We start from the raw sequence: 21,743 nt of genomic DNA, 5'->3' as shown, positions 1-21,743 counted from the left end.
TCCTCGAAGAACGCGGACCAGCGCGGTCCCGCACCATGCGTGTGCAGGGTGGCGAGGGCCGCGACCACAGCCTCTTCCTCGCTCCGGCGCGCACGCAGCAGCGGCACCAGCACGGGCGCCGGATCGGCTCCGTCCAGGCTCTGACCGGCCATGGCGCACAGCACTCCGTCGGGCCCCAGCTCCACAAAGGCCGTGACTCCCGCGTCGCGCAGGGTCCGTACCCCGTCGGCGAACCGTACGGCCTCCCGGACATGCCGTACCCAGTAGGCGGGCGAGCGCAGTTCGTCCGCGGTGGCCAGCTCACCGGTGAGGTTCGACACCACGGGAAGCAGGGGCTCGTGGTACATGAGGGTCTCGGTGACCCGGGCGAAGTCCGCGAGCATCGGGTCCATCAGCGGGGAGTGGAAGGCGTGCGAGACCCGCAGCCTCCTGGTCCTGCGGCCGTCGGCGGCAAGGCGCTCGGCGATCTCCAGGACGGCGTCCTCCGCTCCGGCGACGACCAGCGCCTCGGGGCCGTTGAGCGCCGCGATCGACACGTTCTCGCCGAGCAGGGGGGTGATCTCGTCCTCGGTGGCCTGGACGGCGACCATCGCGCCGCCCTGCGGAAGGGCCTGCATCAGGGAGGCCCGCGCGGCCACCAGACGGCAGGCGTCCGCCAGCGAGAACACCCCCGCCACATGGGCCGCGGTGATCTCTCCGATGGAGTGCCCGGCCACGAAGTCCGGGGTCAGGCCCCATGATTCGGCGAGGCGGAAGAGCGCCACCTCGACGGCGAAGAGCGCGGGCTGGGTCCAGCCGGTCTCGTCGAGCAGTTCCGACTCGAAGGTGCCGGGATCGGCGAACAGCACTTCGCGCAGCGGGAATTCCAGCTCGGTGTCGAGATGCGCGAGGACCGCGTCCAGTGCCTCGGCGAAGACCGGGAACCTGTCGTACAGCTCCCGGCCCATCGCGCCGCGCTGGCTGCCCTGGCCGGAGAAGAGGAACGCGGACCTGCCGGGCGCCCGGCCCGCCGCTCCGCGCGCGCTCTCCCGTACGCCGTCGGCGCCGGCGAGCAGCACCGCGCGGTGCGGGAAGACCGTACGGTCGGTGGCGAGGGAGCGGCCGATGTCCAGCGGGGACAGTCCGGGGTGGTGGGCGGCGAAGGAGGTGAGCCGGTCGATCTGCGCCTGGAGCGCCTCGCGGGTACGGCCGGAGACGATCCAGGGCACAACCGCCGGAGCGGTGCCGGGGGTCGTGCTCCGCTCGGGGGCCGGTTCGGCGGTCGGTGCCTGCTCGACGATGACATGCGCGTTCGTACCGCTGACGCCGAAGGCGGAGACCCCGGCCCGGCGCGGGCGGCCGGTCTCCGGCCATGCGTGGGCCTCGGTGAGCAGCTCGACCTGGCCCGCCGACCAGTCGACATGTGCCGAAGGGGTGCCGATGTGCAGGGACTTGGGCAGGGTGCCGTGCCGCATGGCGAGCAGCATCTTGATGACGCCCGCGACGCCGGCGGCCGCCTGGGTGTGTCCGATGTTCGACTTGACCGTGCCGAGCAGCAGCGGGCGTTCCCGGTCGCGGCCATAGGTGGTGAGCAGGGCCTGTGCCTCGATCGGGTCGCCGAGGGTGGTGCCGGTGCCGTGCGCCTCGACGGCGTCGATGTCGGCGGGGGTCAGTCCGGCGTCGGCGAGGGCCTGGCGGATGACCCGCTGCTGGGAGGGGCCGTTGGGGGCGGTGAGCCCGTTGGACGCGCCGTCCTGGTTGACCGCGGTGGAGCGGATGATGCCACGGACCTCGTGCCCGTTCCGTACGGCGTCGGAGAGCCGCTCCAGCACCAGGATGCCGACACCCTCGGACCAGGCGGTGCCGTCGGCGCTGTCGGAGAACGCCTTGCACCGCCCGTCGGGAGCGAGCCCGCCCTGGGTGGAGAACTCGACGAAGGAGTCGGGGCTCGACATCACGGAGACTCCGCCCGCGATCACCAGCGAGCACTCCCCCGCGCTCAGCGCCCTGCCGGCCCAGTGCATGGCGACCAGTGAGGACGAGCAGGCGGTGTCGACGGTGACGGCCGGACCTTCCAGGCCGAGCGCGTAGGAGAGCCGGCCCGACATGACGCTGGCGGTGTTGCCGGTGGCCGCGTAGCCCCGTACGTCCGAGGCGGAGCGGCGCAGGACGTCCACGTAGTCCTGGCCGTTGGTGCCGACGAAGACGCCTGTGGCCGAGCCGCGCAGCGCGGAGGGGTCGATCCCGGCCCGCTCCAGCGCCTCCCAGGTGGTCTCCAGGAGAAGCCGCTGCTGCGGGTCCATCGCGAGGGCCTCGCGCGGGGAGATCCCGAAGAAACGGGCGTCGAAGTCGGCGACCCCGGTGAGGAATCCGCCTTCGAGGGTGTCCGAGGCGCCCGCGCCGAGGGCCTCGATGTCCCAGCCCCGGTCGGCCGGGAAGGCGGTGATGCCGTCCCTGCCCTCGTCGAGCAGCCGCCACAGCTCCTCGGGCGAGTCGGCGCCGCCGGGGAAGCGGCAGGCCATGCCGACGACGGCGATCGGGTCGTCGTCGTGGCCCGCCCGGGACCGGGACATGCCCGCCGGCACGGGCGCGGCGGTCTCGGGCAGCGAGCCGAGCAGTTCGGCGAGCAGATGGTCCGCGAGTTCGCGCGGGGTGGGCAGGTCGTAGACGAGGGACGCGGGCAGACTCAGCCCGGTCGACGCGGCGAGTCCGTTGCGGAGTTCGAGGGTGGTCAGCGAGTCGAAGCCCAGATCACGGAAGGCCCGGTCGTCGTCGACGGCCCGTGCGTCGGCGTGGCCGAGGACGGCGGCCACCTGGGTACGCAGCAGATCGAGGACATGTCCGGCGCGCTCGGCCTCGGGCAGCGCGGCGAGCCGCTGCCGCAGCTCGGTCTCCCCGGCGGTGCCGTCGGCGGACGGGGCGGCCCTCCGTACCTCGGGCAGATCGGCGACGAGCGGTAGCGGCCCGGTCGCGGCGAACGCGCGCGCGAACCGGCTCCAGTCGATGTCGGCGACGGCGAGGGCCGTGTCGTCGTGCTCGACCGCCAGGAGCAGGGCGCGTACGGCGGGTTCGGGCGCGAGGGGTTCGAATCCGCCGCGCCGTACCCGGCTCTCGATCCCGGCGGCCTCGGCGACCATGCCGGATCCGGCCCAGGGGCCCCAGGCGAGGGAGAGCGCGGTGAGGCCGTGGGCGCGCCGGTATTCGGCGAGGGCGTCCAGATAGGCGTTGGCGGCGGCGTAGTTGCCCTGGCCCGCCGCGCCGATGACCCCGGCGGTGGAGGAGAAGAGGACGAACGCCGCGAGGTCCAGGTCTGCGGTCAGCTCATGGAGGTGGCGGGCCGCGACGACCTTGGAGCGGAGTACGGCGGTGAAGGCGTCCGGGGTCAGCGCGTCCACGGTGGTGTCCTCGACGACTCCGGCCGTGTGGATCACGGCGGTGAGCGGGGCGTCGTCGGGGACGGCGGCGAGCAGGGCGGCCAGGGCGTCGCGGTCCGCGACATCGCAGGCGGCCACGGTGACACGGGCGCCCAGCTCCTCCAGTTCGGCGCGGAGTTCCGGGGCGCCGGGGGCGGCCTCGCCGCGCCGTCCTGCGAGCAGCAGATGGCCGGCTCCGTCCTGGGCGAGCCGCCGGGCGACATGTCCGCCGAGACCGCCGAGACCGCCGGTGATCAGGACGGTGCCCCCGGGGCCGAACGGGCTCCGCCCGCCCGCGGGTCCGGCCGGCGAGCGGTCGGGGGCGGGGCTGTGGACGAGGCGCCGTACGAAGACGCCGGAGGCGCGTACGGCGGTCTCGTTCTCGCCGTCGGTTCCGGCCAGGACGCTCCTGAACCGGCGGGCGGCCTGGGTGTCGAGCCGCTCGGGCAGATCGACGGAGCCGCCCCAGCGGCCGGGCCGCTCCAGGGCGACGGTACGGCCGAGCCCCCAGACGGCGGCCTGGTCGAGGCTGATCACATGCTCGGAGCGGCCCACGGACACCGCGCCCCGGGTGACGCTCCACAGCGGCGCCTCGATCCCGGCGTCGCCGAGGGCCTGGGCGCCGAGGGCCGTCAGGGTCAGGGCGGCGGGCACCTCGGGGTGGGCGGCGCCGTCGTGGCCGACGAGGGCCAGCAGCGACAGGGCGCCCGTGAACTCGGCACCCTCGCCGCGCAGTCCGGCCAGTCGCGCGGCGAGCGCGGCCCGGTCGTCGGTGCCGGTGACCTCGACGAGGACGGTCTCCGTACCGAGCGCGGCGACGACCTCGGCGGCCCACGCGGCGTCCTCCGTACGCGCCGGGGCCAGGACCAGCCAGCGGCCGGACAGGACGGCGGGCGCGGTGGAGCCGGACCTCGGTTTCCAGGTGACCCGGTAGCGCCAGCCGTCCACGGCGGACTGCTCGCCGCGGCGGCGGCGCCAGGCGGTGAGGGCGGGGACCATCGCGGTGACCGTGGTGTCGTCCAGGCCGAGCGTGGCGGCCAGTTCGGTCACGTCGTCGCGTTCCACCGCCGACCAGAACTCCGCGTCCAGCGCGTTCGCGCCGGTCCCCGGGCCGGTGGCGTCGTCGGCCGCGGCCTCGGGCCAGTAGCGCTCGCGCTGGAAGGCGTAGGTCGGCAGCTCGACCCGGCGCGCTCCGCTGTCCGCGAAGAACGCGTGCCAGTCGATGTCCGCACCGTTGGCCTGGGCGCCCGCCAGCGCGGTGGTGAGGGCACGGACCTCGGGGCGGCCGGCCCGCAGCAGCGGCAGCAGGGCGGTGCGGGAGCCGTCGGCCAGGCTCTCGCGGGCCATGCCGCACAGGACACCGTCCGGGCCGAGTTCCAGGAAGGTCCGTACGCCGCCCCGCTCCGTCAGCCAGGCGATCCCGTCGCCGAAGCGTACGGCCGTACGGACATGGCGGACCCAGTACTCGGGGGTGCACACCTGGTCGGCGGCGGCGAGCGCTCCGGTCACGTTCGACACAAACGGGATGACCGGCGGATGGTAGGTGACGCTCCGCGCGACCTGCGCGAAGTCGTCGAGCATGGCGTCCATCAGCGGCGAGTGGAAGGCGTGCGAGACCCGCAGCCGCTTGGTCTTGCGGCCCTCGGCCCCGAGGGCCGCGGCGATGTCCAGGACGGGGTCCTCGGCACCGGCGACGACCACCGAGGCGGGCCCGTTGACGGCCGCGACCGAGACCTGGCCTTCGGCCTCCGCGAGCAGCGGCAGGACCTCCTCCTCGGTAGCCTGGACCGCGATCATCGCGCCGCCCTCGGGCAGCGCCTGCATCAGCCGGCCGCGTGCGGCCACCAGGGTGCAGGCGTCCGCCAGGGAGAGCACGCCCGCGGCGTGGGCGGCGGCGAGTTCGCCGATGGAGTGCCCGGCGAGATAGTCGGGGGTGAGGCCCCACGACTCGGCGAGGCGGAACAGCGCGACCTCGATGGCGAACAGCGCGGGCTGGGCGTACCCGGTCCGGTCCAGCAGCGCGGCCTCGGGCGAGCCCTCGGCGGCGAACATGATCTCGCGCAGCGGGCGGTCCAGCTCGCCGTCCACATGGGCCAGTACGGCGTCGAGCGCGTCGGCGAACACGGGGAACCGGTCGTACAGTTCGCGTCCCATGCCGGGGCGCTGACTGCCCTGGCCGGTGAACAGGAACGCCGTACGGCCACGGCCCGTACCGCCCTGGACCACCCCGGGTCCCGGCAGTCCGTCGCGCAGGGCCAGCAGTCCGCGCAGCAGTTCGTCGCGCTCCTCCGCCACGACGGCGGCCCGGTGGTCCAGGCTCGCCCGCGAGGTGGCCAGCGAGTGGGCGAGGTCGACGAGGCGGGTGCCGGGCCGCTCCTCCACCAGGGCGAGCAGCCGGCCCGCCTGGGCGCGCAGCGCCGCTTCGCTCCGGGCCGAGACCAGTACGGGTACGGCGCCCGGCACGGCTTCTGGTCCGGGTGCTCCGGCGGGCGCCGGATCGGCGGCCGGGGCCTGCTCCAGGATGGCGTGCGCGTTGGTGCCGCTGAGACCGAACGAGGAGATGGCGCCGCGGCGGGGACGTCCGGTCTCCGGCCAGGCGGTCTCCTCGGTCAGCAGGCCGATGGCGCCCGACGACCAGTCGACGTGCGAGGACGGGGTGTCGATGTGGAGGGACTTCGGTACGACGCCCTCCTGGAGCGCCATCACCATCTTGATCACACTGGCGGCGCCGGAGGCCATCTGGGTGTGGCCGATGTTGGACTTGACCGAGCCGAGGAGCAGCGGGCGCTCCGGGTCCCTGTCCTGCCCGTAGGTGGTGAGCAGGGCCTGCGCCTCGATGGGGTCGCCCAGCGCGGTGCCGGTGCCGTGGCCCTCGATCACATCGACCTCGGCGGGCCGCAGCCCGGCGTTGGCGAGCGCCTGGCGGATGACCCGCTGCTGGGAGGGGCCGTTGGGGGCGGTGAGCCCGTTGGAGGCGCCGTCCTGGTTGACGGCGCTGCCGCGCACCACGGCCAGCACCTGGTGTCCGTTGCGGCGGGCGTCGGAGAGACGCTCCAGCAGGACCAGACCGACGCCCTCGGCGAGGGTCATGCCGTCGGCGGAGTCGGCGTACGCCTTGCAGCGCCCGTCCGTGGCGAGGGCCCGCTGCCGGCTGAAGCCGACGAAGGACAGCGGGGTGGACATGATGCTCACCCCGCCGGCCAGCGCGAGGGAGCTCTCGCCGTCGCGCAGCGACTGGCAGGCGAGATGCATCGCGACGAGCGAGGACGAGCAGGCGGTGTCGAGGGTGACCGCCGGGCCCTCGAAGCCGAAGAGGTACGAGACGCGGCCGGACAGGACGCTGGAGAGGGTGCCGGTGATGGCGTGGCCCTCGGAGCCCTCGGCGGTGTTGGGCACGGCCGAGGCGTAGTCCTGGTAGCTGGCGCCGACGAAGGTGCCGGTCATGCTGCCGCGCTGGGCCAGCGGGTCGATCCCGGCGTGCTCGAAGGCCTCCCAGGCGGTCTCCAGGAGAAGCCGCTGCTGCGGGTCCATGGAGACCGCCTCGCGCGGCGAGATCCCGAAGAAGCCGGGGTCGAAGTCGGCGACGTCGCGCAGGAATCCGCCCTGCACGGAGTAGGTCTTGCCCTGCCGGTCGGGGTCCGGGTCGTACAGCTTCTCGGCGTCCCAGCCGCGGTCGGCGGGGAAGCCGGAGATGGCGTCGCCGCCCTCCCTGACCAGCCGCCACAGCTCCGCGGAGGAGGTGACACCGCCGGGGTAGCGGCAGCTCATGCCGATGACGGCGATGGGGTCGTCGTCGGCAGCGGAGAGCGCGGCGGTCGCGCCCGCGTCCCCGGCGGCCGTCCCGGCGCCCGCGATCTCGGACCTGAGGAAGGCGGCCAGCGCGGCGGGGCTGGGGTGGTCGAACACCATGGTGGTGGGCAGGGTCAGCCCGGTCACCGACGCCAGACGGTTGCGCAGCCCGACCGCGGTGAGCGAGTCGAAACCGACGTCGCGGAACGCGCGCTGGTCCGGCAGGGCGTCGGCGGACGAGAGGCCCAGGACGGCGACGGCCTCCGTGCGGACCGTCTCCAGCAGGAGCCGTTCCTGCTCGGCGCCGGAGAGCCCGCGCAGCCGCGCCACGAACTCCCCTTCGGCGGCCGTGCCGGTGGACCGCTCGGCGGCCTCGGTGATCCTCCGTACCTCGGGCACCTCGGTGAAGAGCGTGGTGGGGCGGCCGGAGGTGTAGACGGGGTAGTAGGTGTCCCAGTCGATGTCGGCGACCGCGAGCACGGTCTCGTCGTCGTCCAGGGCCCGCTTGAGCCCGCTGAGGGCGAGCTGCGGGTCCATGAACTCCAGGCCGCTGCGCCGGATCGACTGCGGGTCGACCCGGCCGAGCTTGAGGTCGTCGGCCCAGATGCCCCAGGAGAGGGAGAGGGCGCGCAGACCGCGGGCGCGGCGGTGGGCGGCCAGCGCGGCGAGATAGGCATTGCCCGCCACATAGGCGGCGTGCGCGCCGGTGCCCCACATGCCGGCCGTCGACGAGTAGAGAACGAGGTCGTCCAGTTCCTCGTCGTCGAGGAGTTCGTGCAGCACCTGGGCGCCCGCCACCTTGGCGTGCATGACCCGGGCGAAGGCGTCGAGGGTGGTCTCGGCCAGCGGGTACAGCTCGATCAGCGCGGCGGTGTGGACGACGGTCCGTACCGTACGGCCTTCGGCCCTGAGGTCCGCCAGCAGTGCGGCGACCGCGTCCCGGTCCGTGACATCGCAGGCGGCGACGGTCGCCTCGGTGCCCGACTCGGCGAGTTCCGCGACGAGTTCGGCCGCGCCCGGCGCGTCCATGCCGCGGCGGCTGGTCAGTACGAGATGTCCGGCGCCCTGGGCGGCGAGCCAGCGCGCGAGGTGCGGGGCGAGGGTTCCGGAGCCGCCGGTGATCAGGGTGGTGCCGCGCGGCTGCCAGTCGCGGGCGGGTGCCCGCTCGCCGGCGGCGGCGCGGACGATACGACGGGTGAACACACCGGAGGACCGGATAGCGAGCTGGTCCTCCTCGCCCAGGGCTCCGGCCAGTACGGATACGAGCCGGTCCGCGGCGCGGTCGTCCAGCGCGGGCGGCAGATCGACGACACCGCCCCAGCGCTGCGGGTGTTCCAGCGCGGCCGTCCAGCCCACCCCGGCGACCTGGGCCTGCACCGGCGAGGTGATCTCGTCGGAGCGGCCGGTGGAGACGGCGCCCCGGGTCAGGAACCAGAGCGGCGCGTCCACTCCGGCATCGCCCAGCGCCTGCACCAGCGAGACGGTCAGGGCAAGACCGAGGGACAGACCGGGGTGGAGGGTGCCCGGCTCTTCGGCGGCGGCGAGCGTCGAGACGATCCCGCTGATCCCGGCGATGTCTTCGAGGTCTTCGAGCCCGGTCAGATGCGCGGCGAGGATCTCGCGGTCCACGCACGGCTCGTCCAGGACCAGCCGCCGTACCTCGGCGCCCCGGCCGCTCAGCGCGGCCACGGTCTCGGTGTCGTCGGTTCCCTCGGCGGACACCACCAGCCAGGTGCCGGTCAATGCGGCGCGCGGCAGGCTGGTCACCGGGTTCCAGGACTCCCGGTAGCGCCAGGAGTCGACGGTCGTACGGTCCTTGCGCGACCTGCGCCACGACGACAGCGCGGGCAGCACGGCCGCCACCGAACCCTCGTCCGCGCCGAGCGCCGAGGTCAGCGCGGAGACGTCCTCCTGCTCGACCGCCGCCCAGAACTCCTCGTCGGCGGGGTCCGAGGCGAGCGCCCGCTCCGGCTCCGGCGCTACGGCCCAGAGCTGTTCGCGCTGGAAGGCATAGGTGGGCAGATCCACCCGCCGTGCGCCGGTACCGGCGAAGAGCAGGCTCCAGTCGAACCCGGCCCCGCGGACATACAGCTCGGCGGCCGAGAGCAGGAAGCGCGCGAAACCGCCGTGGTCACGGCGCAGCGTCCCGCCGGCGACACCCGGTTCGCCGGTCTCGTCGATCATGTCCTGTACGGACATGGCCAGTACGGGGTGCGAGCTGACCTCGACGAACGTACGGTGTCCCGCGCCCAGCAGCTCACGGACGGCGTCGGCGAAGAGGACGCGCTGCCGCAAGTTGCGGAACCAGTAGCCCGCGTCCATGACCTCGGTGTCCAGCCACCCACCGGTCATCGTCGAGAAGAACGGCACCCGCGACGCACGAGGACGCACCGGACCCAGCACATCGAGAAGCTCGTCCCGCAGATCCTCCACCTGCGCCGAGTGCGACGCGTAGTCCACCGCGATCCGCCGGACCCGTACCTCCTGAGCGGTCAGTTCACCGAACAGCTCGTCCAGCGCCTCCGGTTCACCCGACACGACCACGGAGCGCGGGCCGTTCACAGCGGCGATGGAGATCCGTTCCGGCCAGGCCTCCAGCCTGCTCTCGACCTCTCCGGCCGGCAACGGAACCGACATCATCCCGCCACGCCCCGCCAGTCGGCGCCCGATCGCCTGGCTCCGCAGCGCCACCACCCGCGCGCCGTCCTGGAGCGAGAGCGCCCCGGACACCACGGCGGCGGCGATCTCGCCCTGCGAGTGGGCGACGACCGCCGCGGGCTCCACACCGTACGAGCGCCACACCGCCGCCAGCGACACCATCACCGCGAACGAGGCGGGCTGCACCACATCGACCCGCTCCAGCGTCGGAGCACCCTCGGCCCCGCGCAGCACATCCACCAGCGACCAGTCCACGAACTCGCTCAAAGCCGCCGCGCATTCGGCAATCCGCTCGGCGAAAACCGGGGACTCGTCAAGGAGTTGGGCACCCATGCCCGCCCACTGCGAACCCTGCCCCGGGAAGACGAACACCGTCTTGCCCTCGACATCGGCCACACCCCGGGCGACCGCGGCCGACGGTCCGTCCGTCGCGATCGCGCGCAGCGCCGCCACATGGTCCTGGTCCCCGGCGGGGACGAGCACCGCGCGGTGCTCGAAGGCGGCGCGCGACGCCACCAGCGTGTGGGCGACGTCGAGCGGCCTCGGGCCGGGGTCCTGGGTCTCGATGTACGAGAGGAGCCGCGCGGCCTGTTCGCGCAGGGCCGCACCGCTCCGGCCCGATACGACCCAGGGCAGCGCGCCGCCCGCCACCGGCACCGGCTCGACGGCGGGCGCGGACTCCGCCGGCTCTTCGTCCTCCGGGGCCTGTTCGAGCAGGGTGTGGGCGTTCGTTCCGCTGATGCCGAAGGACGAGACCGCGCAGCGGCGCGGACGGCCCGTGTCCGGCCACTCCACCGCCTCCGACAGCAGCCGCACCGCACCCGACGACCAGTCCACATGCGACGACGGAACCTCCGCATGCAGCGTCCTCGGCAGAACACCGTTCCGCAGCGCCATCACCATCTTGATCACACTGGCGACACCGGCGGCGGACTGGGCGTGCCCGATGTTCGACTTGACCGAGCCGAGCAGCAGGGCGTGCTCGGGGTCGCGCTCCCTGCCGTACGTGGCCATCAGCGCCTGGGCCTCGATGGGGTCGCCGAGGGGGGTGCCGGTGCCGTGCGCCTCCAGGGCGTCCACCTCGTCGGGCGACAGTCCGGCGTTGGCGAGGGCCTGGCGGATGACCCGCTGCTGGGACGGGCCGTTGGGGGCGGTCAGACCGTTGGACGCGCCGTCCTGGTTGATCGCCGAGCCCCGGATCACCGCGAGGACCGGGTGTCCGTTGCGCCGGGCGTCGGAGAGACGCTCGACCAGCAAAATGCCGATGCCCTCGGCGAGGGTCATGCCGTCCGCGTCGTCGGAGAAGGCCTTGCAGCGGCCGTCCTGGGCGAGGGCCCGCTGCCTGCTGAAGGCGACAAAGGGCGCGGGAGTCGTCATGATCGTGGCGCCGCCCGCGACGGCCATCGTGGACTCGCCGTTGCGCAGGGACTGGCAGGCGAGGTGCAGGGCGACCAGCGACGACGAGCAGGCCGTGTCGACGGTGACGGCGGGGCCCTCCAGACCGAAGACATAGGAGAGCCGGCCCGACAGGACGCTGGGGCTGCTGCCGGTGACCATGTGGCCCTCGGCGCCGTCGCCCGCGCCGAGCCCGTACTCCTGGTAGCTGGAGCCGATGAAGGTGCCGGTGAGGCTGCCCCGTACGGCCGCCGGGTCGATTCCGGCGCGCTCGAAGGTCTCCCAGGTGGTCTCCAGCAGCAGCCGCTGCTGGGGGTCCATCACCAGGGCCTCGCGCGGGGAGATACCGAAGAAGGCGGGGTCGAACGCGTCGGCCTCGTGCAGGAATCCGCCGCGTGTCGAGTACGTACGGCCCTGCCGGTCCGGGTCCGGGTCGAAGAGCGCCTCGGCGTCCCAGCCGCGGTTGACCGGGAACTCGCTGACCGCGTCTCCACCCCGCACGACCAGGTCCCAGAGCTGCTCGGGCGAGCCCGCCCCGCCGGGGAAGCGGCAGCTCATGCCGATGATGGCGATGGGTTCGTCGTCGGCGGCGCCGGTGGCGACGGGGCCCGCCACCTCCAGGACGGCGCCGAGGATCTCGGCCCGCAGATAGTGCGCCAGCTCCACGGGGGTCGGGTAGTCGAAGACCATGGTGCTGGGCAGGGTGAGACCGGTGACTCCGGCCAGGCGCTTGCGCAGTTCGACGGCGGTGAGCGAGTCGAAGCCGATGTCGCGGAAGGCACGGGACTCCGGGACACCGTCGGCGGAGCTGTGGCCCAGGACGGCCGCGGCCTCGGACCGTACGAGATCGGTGAGGAGGCGGGTCTGCTCGGGCTCGGCCAGGGCGCGTACCCGGATGGCGAACTCCGAGGCGCTGCCGGTGTCGGCGGCCCGGTCCCCGGCGGCCTCGGCGAGTGCCCGTACCTCGGGCAGACCGGCGAGCAGGGCGCTGGGTCGGGCGGAGGTGAAGACCGGTGCGTAGCGGTCCCAGTCGATGTCGGCGACCGTGACGGTGGTGTCCTGGGCCAGGACGGCGCGGCGCAGTTCGGTGAGGGCGGGGCCGGGCTCCAGGAAGCCGAGGCCCTGGCGCCTGAAGGTGCCGGAGACGGACTCGTCGGCGGCCATACCGGCTTCGGCCCAGGGGCCCCAGGCCACCGAGGTGGCGGTGAGACCGCGGGCGCGGCGGTGCTCGGCGAGCGCGTCGAGATAGGCGTTGGCCGCTCCGTAGGCGCTCTGGCCGCCGCTGCCCCAGACTCCGGCGATGGAGCCGAAGAGGACGAAGAAGTCGAGGTCCCGGTCGCCGAGGAGGGCGTCGAGATGGGCGGCCCCGGCGAGTTTCGCCGAGGTCAGGTCCGCGAATTCGGCGAGTCCCGTGTCGGCCAGCGGCCCGTACTGGCCGACGCCCGCGGTGTGCACCACTCCGGTGAGCGGGAGTCCGTCGGGGACGGCGGCGAGTACGGCGGCGAGCGCGTCGCGGTCGGCGGCGTCGCAGGCGGTGATGGTGACGCGGGCGCCCAGTTCCTCCAGTTCGGCGCGGAGTTCCGCCGCGCCGGGCGCGTCCGGGCCGCGCCTGCTGATCAGTACGAGGTGCTCGGCGCCGGAACGGGCCAGCCAGCGGCCCACCTCGGCGCCGAGGCCGCCGGTGCCGCCGGTGACGAGGACGGTGCCGCGTGCGGTGAACTCGCGGGCGGCGGGCAGCTCTTCGACGGCGTGGCGGACGAGCCTGCGGCCGCTGACGCCCGAGGCGCGCAGCGCCACCTGGTCCTCGCCGTCGGGGGCGTCCTTGGTGGCGAGCAGTCCGGCCAGGCGCTGCGCGGCCCGCTGGTCGAAGGTCTCCGGCAGGTCGACCAGGCCGCCCCACAGCCGGGGGTATTCCAGCGCGACGGTCCTGCCGAGGCCCCAGGCGGTGGCCTGGGCGGGGTGGGTGAGCGGGTCGCCGGGCCCGGTGGACACGGCACCCCGGGTGGCGGTCCAGAGCCGGCCCCGCGCGGAGGTGTCGCCCAGTGCCTGGACGAGCGCGACCGTCAGGGCGAGACCGTCGGTGAGCGGCGGGTGCGCGGCGCTCGGCCGCTCGTCGAGCGGCAGGACGGACAGCACGCTGGCCGTGCCGTCGTACTCCTCGACGGCGAGCAGCCGTTCGGCGAGGACGGCCCGGTCGGCGCAGGAGGCGTCGAGGACCAGCCGGCGTACGCGGGCGCCGTGCGCGCCGAGCGCGCCGGTCAGCTCGTCGCAGAGGGTCTCGTCGACGGCGTCGGTGGTGACGAGGAGCCAGGTGCCGTCCAGGACGGGGGCGGCGGGCCTGCGCAGCGCGGTCCATTCGGCGCGGTAGCGCAGGGAGTCGAGGAGGGTCTTCTCCTTCGCGCCGCGCCGCCAGGAGGTCAGCGCGGGCAGCAGGGAGCCGAGCGAGTCGTGCTCCTGCTCGCCGAGGCCGAGGATCGTGGCGAGTTCGTCGGCGTCGCCGCGCTCCACGGCGGCCCACAGGCGCTGGTCCCCGGGGTCCGCCGGGATCCCGGCGAGGCCCGGCCGGTTGAGCTGCGGCCAGTAGAACTCGTGCTGGAAGGCGTACGTCGGCAGGTCCACCCGGCGGGCGCCGCTGTCCGCGAAGTAGGCCCGCCAGTCCGGTGCGGCCCCGTGTGTCTGGAGCAGGGCCAGCGCGGTGGTGACGGCGACTTCCTCCGTACGGTCGGCCCGGAGCAGCGGGACGAGCGCCGCGTCGTCGGAGTCGCCGAGGGTGTCCCGTGCCATCGCGGAGAGCGCCCCGCCGGGGCCCAGCTCCAGGAAAGTGGTCACGCCCGCGTCGCGCAGGGTCCTCACGCAGTCGGCGAAGCGGACCGCTTCCCGGACATGGGCGGTCCAGTACTCCGGGGAGCCGACCTGCTCGGCGGTGGCGAGAGCGCCGGTCAGATTCGAGATCAGGGGGATCTCGGGCGCGGAGTAGGTGAGTCCTGCGGCGACGTCACGGAACGCGTCGAGCATCCCGGCCATGCGCGGCGAGTGGAAGGCATGGCTCACCCGCAGGCGCTTGGTCTTGCGCCCCTGGGCCTTGAAGGAGGCGGCGAGCTCCAGGACGGCGTCCTCGTCCCCGGAGAGGACGACGGACTCCGGGCCGTTGACGGCGGCGACCGACACCTGCTCGGACAGTCCGGCCAGCAGCGGGGTGATCTCCTCCTCGCCCGCCTGTACGGCGACCATCGCGCCGCCGGAGGGCAGTGCCTGCATCAGCCTGGCGCGGGCCGCGACCAGGGCGCAGGCGTCGGCGAGCGACAGCACGCCCGAGGCATGGGCGGCGGCGAGTTCACCGATCGAGTGGCCCGCCACGTAGTCCGGCCTGACACCCCAGGACCGTACGAGCCGGAACAGCGCGACCTCGACCGCGAACAGGGCCGGCTGGGTCCAGCCGGTCTCGTCGAGCAGTGCCGCCTCAGCGGTGTCCGGAGCGGCGAACAGCACCTCGCGCAGCGGGCGGTCCAGCAGTGGATCGAGTACGGCGGCGATCTCGTCGAGCGCCTCGGCGAACACCGGGTGGCGCTCGTACAGTTCGCGTCCCATGGCGGGCCGCTGGCTGCCCTGGCCGGTGAACAGGAACGCCGTCCTGCCGCGCCCGGCCGCCTCGCCCTCGACGAGCGCGGCGTCGGGGCGGTCGGTGGCCAGCGCGGCCAGTGACCTGAGCAGGGTGTCGCGGTCGGTGGCGACGACGGCGGCGCGCTGGTCGAACTGCGAGCGGGTGGTGGCGAGCGAGAAGGCACCGTCGAGCAGGTCGAGTCCGGGGCGCTCCCGTACGTACGAGAGCAGCCGCGCCGCCTGGCCGCGCAGGGCGTCCCGGGTACGGCCGGAGATCAGCCACGGAACGGCGGCGGGGCGCGGTCCGGCGGGCGCGGGGGTCTTTGCCCGCGCGGTCCCCGGGGCCTGCTCGATGATGGTGTGGACATTGGTGCCGCTGATGCCGAAGGAGGAGATCCCGGCGCGGCGCGGGCGGCCGGTCTCGGGCCAGGGCGTCTGCTCGGTCAGCAGTTCCACCGCGCCCTCGGACCAGTCGACGTGCGAGGAGGGAATCCCGGCGTGCAGGGTCCTGGGCAGCGTGCCGTACCGCATCGCCATGATCATCTTGATGACGCCCGCGACACCGGCCGCCGCCTGGGTGTGCCCGATGTTGGACTTGACCGAGCCGAGGAGCAGCGGCCGCTCCGGGTCGCGGTCACGCCCGTACGCGGCGAGCAGTGCCTGTGCCTCGATGGGGTCGCCGAGGGTGGTGCCCGTGCCATGGGCCTCGACCGCGTCGACCTCCTCCGGCGTCAGCCCGCCGGACGCGAGAGCCTGCCGGATGACCCGCTGCTGGGAGGGACCGTTGGGGGCGGTGAGGCCGTTCGACGCGCCGTCCTGGTTGACGGCGCTGCCGCGCACCACGGCCAGGATCTCGTGCCCGTTGCGCCGGGCGTCGGAGAGCCGCTCCAGGACGAGCATGCCGACGCCCTCGGCCCAGCCGACCCCGTCGGCCGCGTCGGAGAAGGCCTTGCAGCGGCCGTCGGGCGAGAGCCCGCGCTGCCGCGAGAAGTCCACGAACACCGACGGTGTCGACATGACGGTCACCCCGCCGGCCAGTGCCAGCGAGCACTCACCGCTGCGCAGCGCCTGCATCGCCCAGTGCATGGCGACCAGCGACGACGAGCACGCCGTGTCGACGGTCACGGCCGGGCCCTCCAGGCCCAGGGTGTACGAGACCCGGCCGGAGGCCAGGCTCGGTGAGCTGCCGCTGCCCTGGAAGCCCTCGAACTCGGGGCTCGCGAGGACCGCGCTGTAGTCGCTGTACATCACCCCGGCGAACACGCCCGTCGCGCTGCCGCGCAGCGACAGCGGATCCACACCGGCCCGCTCGACGGCCTCCCAGGACGCCTCCAGCAGCAGCCGCTGCTGCGAGTCCGTCGCCAGTGCCTCGCGCGGGCTCATCCCGAAGAACCCGGGGTCGAACTCGCCCGCCTCGTGCAGGAATCCGCCGGAGCGGGTGTACGCCGTACCGGAGTGGTCCGGGTCCGGGTGGTAGAGGGAGTCCAGGTCCCAGCCGCGGTTGGCGGGGAAGCCGGAGATCGCGTCCGTGCCCTCGGTGACCAGCCGCCACAGGTCCTCCGGCGACTCCACCCCGCCCGGATAGCGGCAGGCCATGCCCACGACCACGATCGGGTCGTCGGCCACGGCGGCGCTGCGCGCCGGCGCGGGGGCGGCCGACGCGCTGTCCGCGCCGAGCAGTTCGTCCAGGATGTAGGTGGCGAGGTGGCGTACGGTCGGGTAGTCGAAGACCAGGGTGGCGGGCAGCCGGAGCCCGGTCACGGTGGTGAGCCGGTTGCGCAGTTCGACCGCCGTGAGGGAGTCGAAGCCCAGCTCGCGGAAGGCGCGGCCCGCGTCGATGTCCTCGCCGCCGGCGTGGCCGAGGACGAGGGCGACCTGTCCGCGGACCAGGTCGAGCAGCAGATCGGCGCGGTCGGTCTCGTCGAGCCGGCCGAGCCGCTGGACCAGACCGCCCGCGGTGGCGGAGCCGGAGACCGCGGCCCTGCGGGAGCGGGTACGGATCAACGACCGCAGCACCGGGGGGACCTCGCCCGCGGCGCGCAGGGCCGGCAGATCGAGCCGTACGGGGACGAGGGCGGCCTCGCCGGTCGCCAGCGCCGTGTCGAACAGCGCCGTGCCCTGCTCCACGGACAGCGGCGGGACCCCGGAGCGGGCCAGCCGCTCGGCCTCGGTGTCGGCGAGGGTGCCGGTCATACCGCCGGTACGGTCCCAGGGGCCCCAGGCCAGCGAGGTGCCGGGCAGCCCTTCGGCCCGGCGGCGCTCGGCCAGGGCGTCCAGGAAGGCGTTGCCTGCCGCGTAGTTGCCCTGTCCCGCGCTGCCGAGGACTCCGGCGAGGGAGGAGAAGAGGACAAAGGCGGTCAGGCCGAGATCACGGGTCAGTTCGTGCAGATGCCAGGCCGCGTCGGCCTTGGGGCGCAGCACGGTGTCCAGCCGCTCCGGGGTGAGCGAGCCGATCACTCCGTCGTCCAGGACGCCCGCGGTGTGCACGACGGCGGAGACGGTGTGCGCGGCGAGCAGGTCCGCCAGGGCCTCGCGGTCCGCCGCGTCGCAGGCGGCGACGGCCACATCGGCGCCCTGCGCGGTCAGTTCGGCGACGAGTTCACCGGCGCCCTCGGCGGCGGGCCCCCGGCGGCTGACCAGCAGGAGCTTCCGTACGCCGTGCTCGGCGACGAGATGCCGGGCGAGGACCGCGCCGAGACCGCCCGTACCGCCGGTGATCAGAACCCTGCCGTCGCCGTACCGGACGGGGGCGGCCGGGGTGTCGCCGGGGACCCTGCGGACCAGGCGTCCGGCGCGGATCTCACCGCCGCGGACGATCAGTTGGGGTTCGTCAGAGGCGAGGGCCGCCGGCGGCAGCCCGGCCGTTCCCTCGGGATCCAGGTCCAGGAGCCGGAAGGCGCCCGGGTGTTCGGACTGCGCGGAGCGCACCAGGCCCCAGACGGCGGCCGCCGCCGGGTCGTGCCCGCCGACCGCGCCGCGCGTCACGAAGACCAGCCGGGATCCGGCGAACCGCTCCTCGGCGAGCCAGGTCCGCGCCGCCGCGAGGGCGTCCGCCGTCAGGGTGTGGGCCGCGGCGGCGCCGGGCTCGCCGGAGAGGGTCATCAGGACGGTTTCGGGGACCGTGCTCTGCGCGGCCAGTGACACCAGGTCCTGGTGGTTCCCGGCCGCCGCGAGCGCCGGGTCCCCGGCGAGTCCGAACGCGTCGGGGCCCACGAGGGCGATCGACGCGGGCGCGGGCGCGGTGCTCCTCGGCGCCACCCAGTCCAGCGCGAACAGCGCGTCCCGGGCGGCGCCCCCGAGCGGCTGTCCCGCGACAGGACGCAGCACCAGCGAGTCCACGGAGACGACGGGCTCGCCGGCGGGGTCGACCACGGTGAGGGAGACCGCGTCCTCGGCAACCGGGGCGAGCCGTACCCGCAGCGCGGTGGCGCCCGTCGCGTACAGCGAGACGCCCTCCCAGGAGAAGGGCAGCCCGCCCCGGCTCTCCGCGCCGAGTTCTATGAAGGACGAGGCGTGCAGGGCCGCGTCGAGCAGCGCGGGGTGCAGCCCGAAGGCCTCGGCGTCGGCCTCGCCGCCCTCGGGCAGGGCGACCTCGGCGTACACCTCGCCGTCGCGCCGCCAGACGGAGCGCAGACCGCGGAAGACCGGGCCGTACGCGAATCCGTCGTCGGCGAGCCGCTCGTACAGCCCGTCGGTGTCGACCGGTTCGGCTCCGGCCGGGGGCCAGACGGAGGCGTCGAACCCGGTGCTCGCCTCGCTCAGCGCGAGCACACCGGTGGCGTGCGGGGTCCATGCGGCGGTGTCGTCGCCGTCGTCGGGGCGGGAGTAGACATGGACGGTGCGGCGGCCGGAGTCGTCGGGGCTGCCCGCCCAGAGCTGGACCTGCACACCGCCGTGCTCGGGGAGGACCAGCGGGGCGGCCAGGGTGAGTTCCTCGACACGGTCGCAGCCGACCTCGTCCCCGGCGCGCACGGCGAGTTCGAGGAAGGCGGTGCCGGGGAGCAGGGTGGTGCCGCCCACGGCATGGTCGGCGAGCCAGGGGTGGGACCGGAGCGAGAGCCGGCCGGTGAGCAGGACGCCCTCGGAGCCGGCGAGGGAGACGGCGGCGGAGAGCAGCGGGTGGTGGGCGGCGCCGAGCCCCGCGGCCCGCAGGTCGGCGGTGTGGCCCTGGACTCCCTTGGGCCAGTACCTGCGGCGCTGGAAGGCGTAGGTGGGCAGGTCGGTACGGCGCGCTCCGGTGGCGGCGAAGTACGCGTCCCAGCGGACGGCGGCCCCGCGCACCTGGAGTCCGGCCAGGGCCGCGGTGAGGGTGTGGATCTCGCGGCGGCCTGCGCGCAGCGCGGGAAGCACGACCGGGTCCCCGGCGGTGTCCGCGGCCTCGACGCAATCCTGGGTCATCGCGGAGAGCACGCCGTCGGGGCCGAGTTCGAGGAAGTCGGTGACGCCGTGGCCGAGCAGCCAGGCGACGCCGTCCGCGTACCGTACGGCCCTGCGGACATGCTCCACCCAGTAGTCGGCGGAGGTGACCTGGGCGACCGTCGCGGGCTCGCCGGTGACATTGGAGACGAACGGCAGGAGCGGGGCCTGGAGGGTCAGGCCCGCGACGACGGCGCGGAACTCGTCGAGCACCGGCTCCATCAGCGGGGAGTGGAAGGCGTGCGAGACACGGAGCCGCCTGGTCTTGCGGCCGTCCTCCGCCAGGCGTGCCGCGATGCGGGTGACGGCGTCCTCCTCGCCGGCGAGGACGAGCGCGGAGGGGCCGTTGACGGCGGCGACGGACACGGTGTCCTCGTGTCCGTCGAGCAGCGGGGCGACCTCGTCCTCGGTGGCCTGTACGGCGATCATGGCGCCGCCCGCGGGCAGGGCCCCCATCAGCCGGCCGCGGGCGGCGACGAGCGCGGCGGCGTCGGCGAGCGAGAGGACTCCGGCGACATGGGCGGCGGTGATCTCGCCGACCGAGTGGCCGGTGAGGTAGTCGGGCTTGAGGCCCCAGGACTCGACAAGGCGGTAGAGGGCGGTCTCGACGGCGAAGAGCGCGGGCTGCGCGTACTCCGTACGGTTCAGCTCGTCGGCGTCCTCGCCCCAGAGGACCTCGCGCAGCGGCCGGTCGAGCAGCGGGTCGAGCGCGTCGATCACTTCGTCCAGGGCCTGGGCGAACACCGGGAAGCGGGCGTGGAGTTCACGGCCCATGCCGAGGCGCTGCGAGCCCTGGCCGGTGAAGAGGAACGCGAGTTTGCCGTCGCCCCGAGCGGTGCCCTGGACGAGGCCGGCCGGGACGCGGTCCTCGGCGAGCGCGGCCAGTCCGGCGAGCGCGGTGGGCCGGTCGTCGGCGAGGAGCACCGCGCGGTGTTCGAAGCCGGCCCGGGTGGTGGCCAGCGAGTGGGCGGTGTCGAGGACGCCGGTCGCGGGGGCGGCCTCCAGCGCCGCCAGCAGTGCGGCGGCCTGGGCGCGCAGCGCGTCCCTGGTCCGTCCCGAGAGCAGCAGGGGTACGGTGCCGGGCTCCGCGGTGTACGGGGGCTCCGCCGGGTCCTCGCCCTCGTCGGTGCTCTCGGGGGCGGGCGGGGCCTGTTCGATGATGGTGTGCGCGTTGGTGCCGCTGATGCCGAAGGAGGAGACGGCGGCCCGCCGGGGCTCTCCCGTCTCGGGCCAGGCGGTGTTCTCGCTCAGCAGGCGGACCGCGCCCTGGTCCCAGTCGACGTGCGAGGAGGGCTCGTCGGCGAGCAGGGTCCTGGGCAGCACTCCGTGCCGCATCGCCATGACCATCTTGATCACACCGGCGACCCCGGCGGCGGCCTGGGTGTGGCTGATGTTCGACTTGACGGAGCCCAGCAGCAGCGGGCGGTCCCGGTCGCGGCCCTGGCCGTAGGTGGCGAGCAGCGCCTGTGCCTCGACGGGGTCGCCGAGGGTGGTGCCGGTGCCATGGGCCTCGACCGCGTCGATCTGCCCCGCCGAGAGGCGGGAGTTGATCAGGGCCTGGTGGATGACGTCCTGCTGGGACGGGCCGTTGGGCGCGGTCAGGCCGTTGGAGGCGCCGTCCTGGTTGACGGCGCTGCCGCGTACGACGGCCAGGATCTCGTGCCCGTTGCGCCGGGCGTCGGAGAGCCGCTCCAGGACGAGGACACCGACGCCCTCGGCCCAGCCGGTGCCGTCGGCGGAGTCGCCGAAGGAGCGGCAGCGCCCGTCGGCGGAGAGTCCGCCCTGACGGCCCATCTCGATGAAGGTCCCGGGACTCGACATCACGGTGACACCGCCGGCGAGTGCCAGGGAGCATTCGCCGGAGCGCAGCGCCTGGGTGGCGAGATGGACGGCCACCAGGGAGGAGGAGCAGGCGGTGTCGACGGTGACGGCGGGTCCGACCGTACCGAAGGTGTAGGAGATACGGCCGGACAGGACGCTGCCGGTGTTGCCGGTGAGCTGGAATCCCTCGGCGCCGTCGGCGGGCCCGACCCGGTAGTCCTGGGCCATGGCGCCCATGAAGACACCGGTCTGGCTGCCCTTGACGGAGGCCGGGTCGATCCCGGCGCGCTCGAAGGCCTCCCAGGCGGATTCGAGGACGATCCGCTGCTGCGGGTCCATGGCCACGGCCTCGCGCGGCGAGATGCCGAAGAATTCGGCGTCGAAGTCGGGCGCGTCATGGAGGAATCCGCCGGAGGCGGTCGCCGAGCCGGCCAGTGCCTCGGTGTCCCAGCCCCGGTCGGCGGGGAACGCCGAGATGCCGTTCCCGCCGGCCTCGACCATGCGCCACAGGTCCTCCGGGCTGCTGACCCCGCCGGGGTAGCGGCAGGTCATCCCGATGATGGCGATCGGCTCCTGAGCGGCCGTCTCCAGTTCGGTGACCCGCTGCCGCGTCCTTCGGAGATCGGCGGTCGCAAGCTTGAGGTAGTCCCGGAGCTTCTGTTCGTTGTCCAT

At 74.3% G+C, this 21,743-nt stretch carries 1 protein-coding gene (only partly in view); it reads right to left on the bottom strand.

Annotated features, from left to right (window positions below):
* Positions 1-21,743 carry the 5' portion of a type I polyketide synthase gene (locus KQY30_RS34585; RefSeq protein WP_217310436.1) on the bottom strand. Its footprint begins 6,898 nt before the window's first position, so only the first 21,743 of its 28,641 coding nucleotides appear in the window; it begins with the start codon at positions 21,741-21,743; its stop codon lies beyond the left edge, outside the window.

This window comes from Streptomyces sp. GMY02, assembly GCF_019056675.1.
Classification (GTDB): Bacteria; Actinomycetota; Actinomycetes; order Streptomycetales; family Streptomycetaceae; genus Streptomyces; species Streptomyces odonnellii.
Note: the sequence above shows the minus strand (reverse complement) of the source record. Positions and strands in the feature narration are given on the sequence as shown.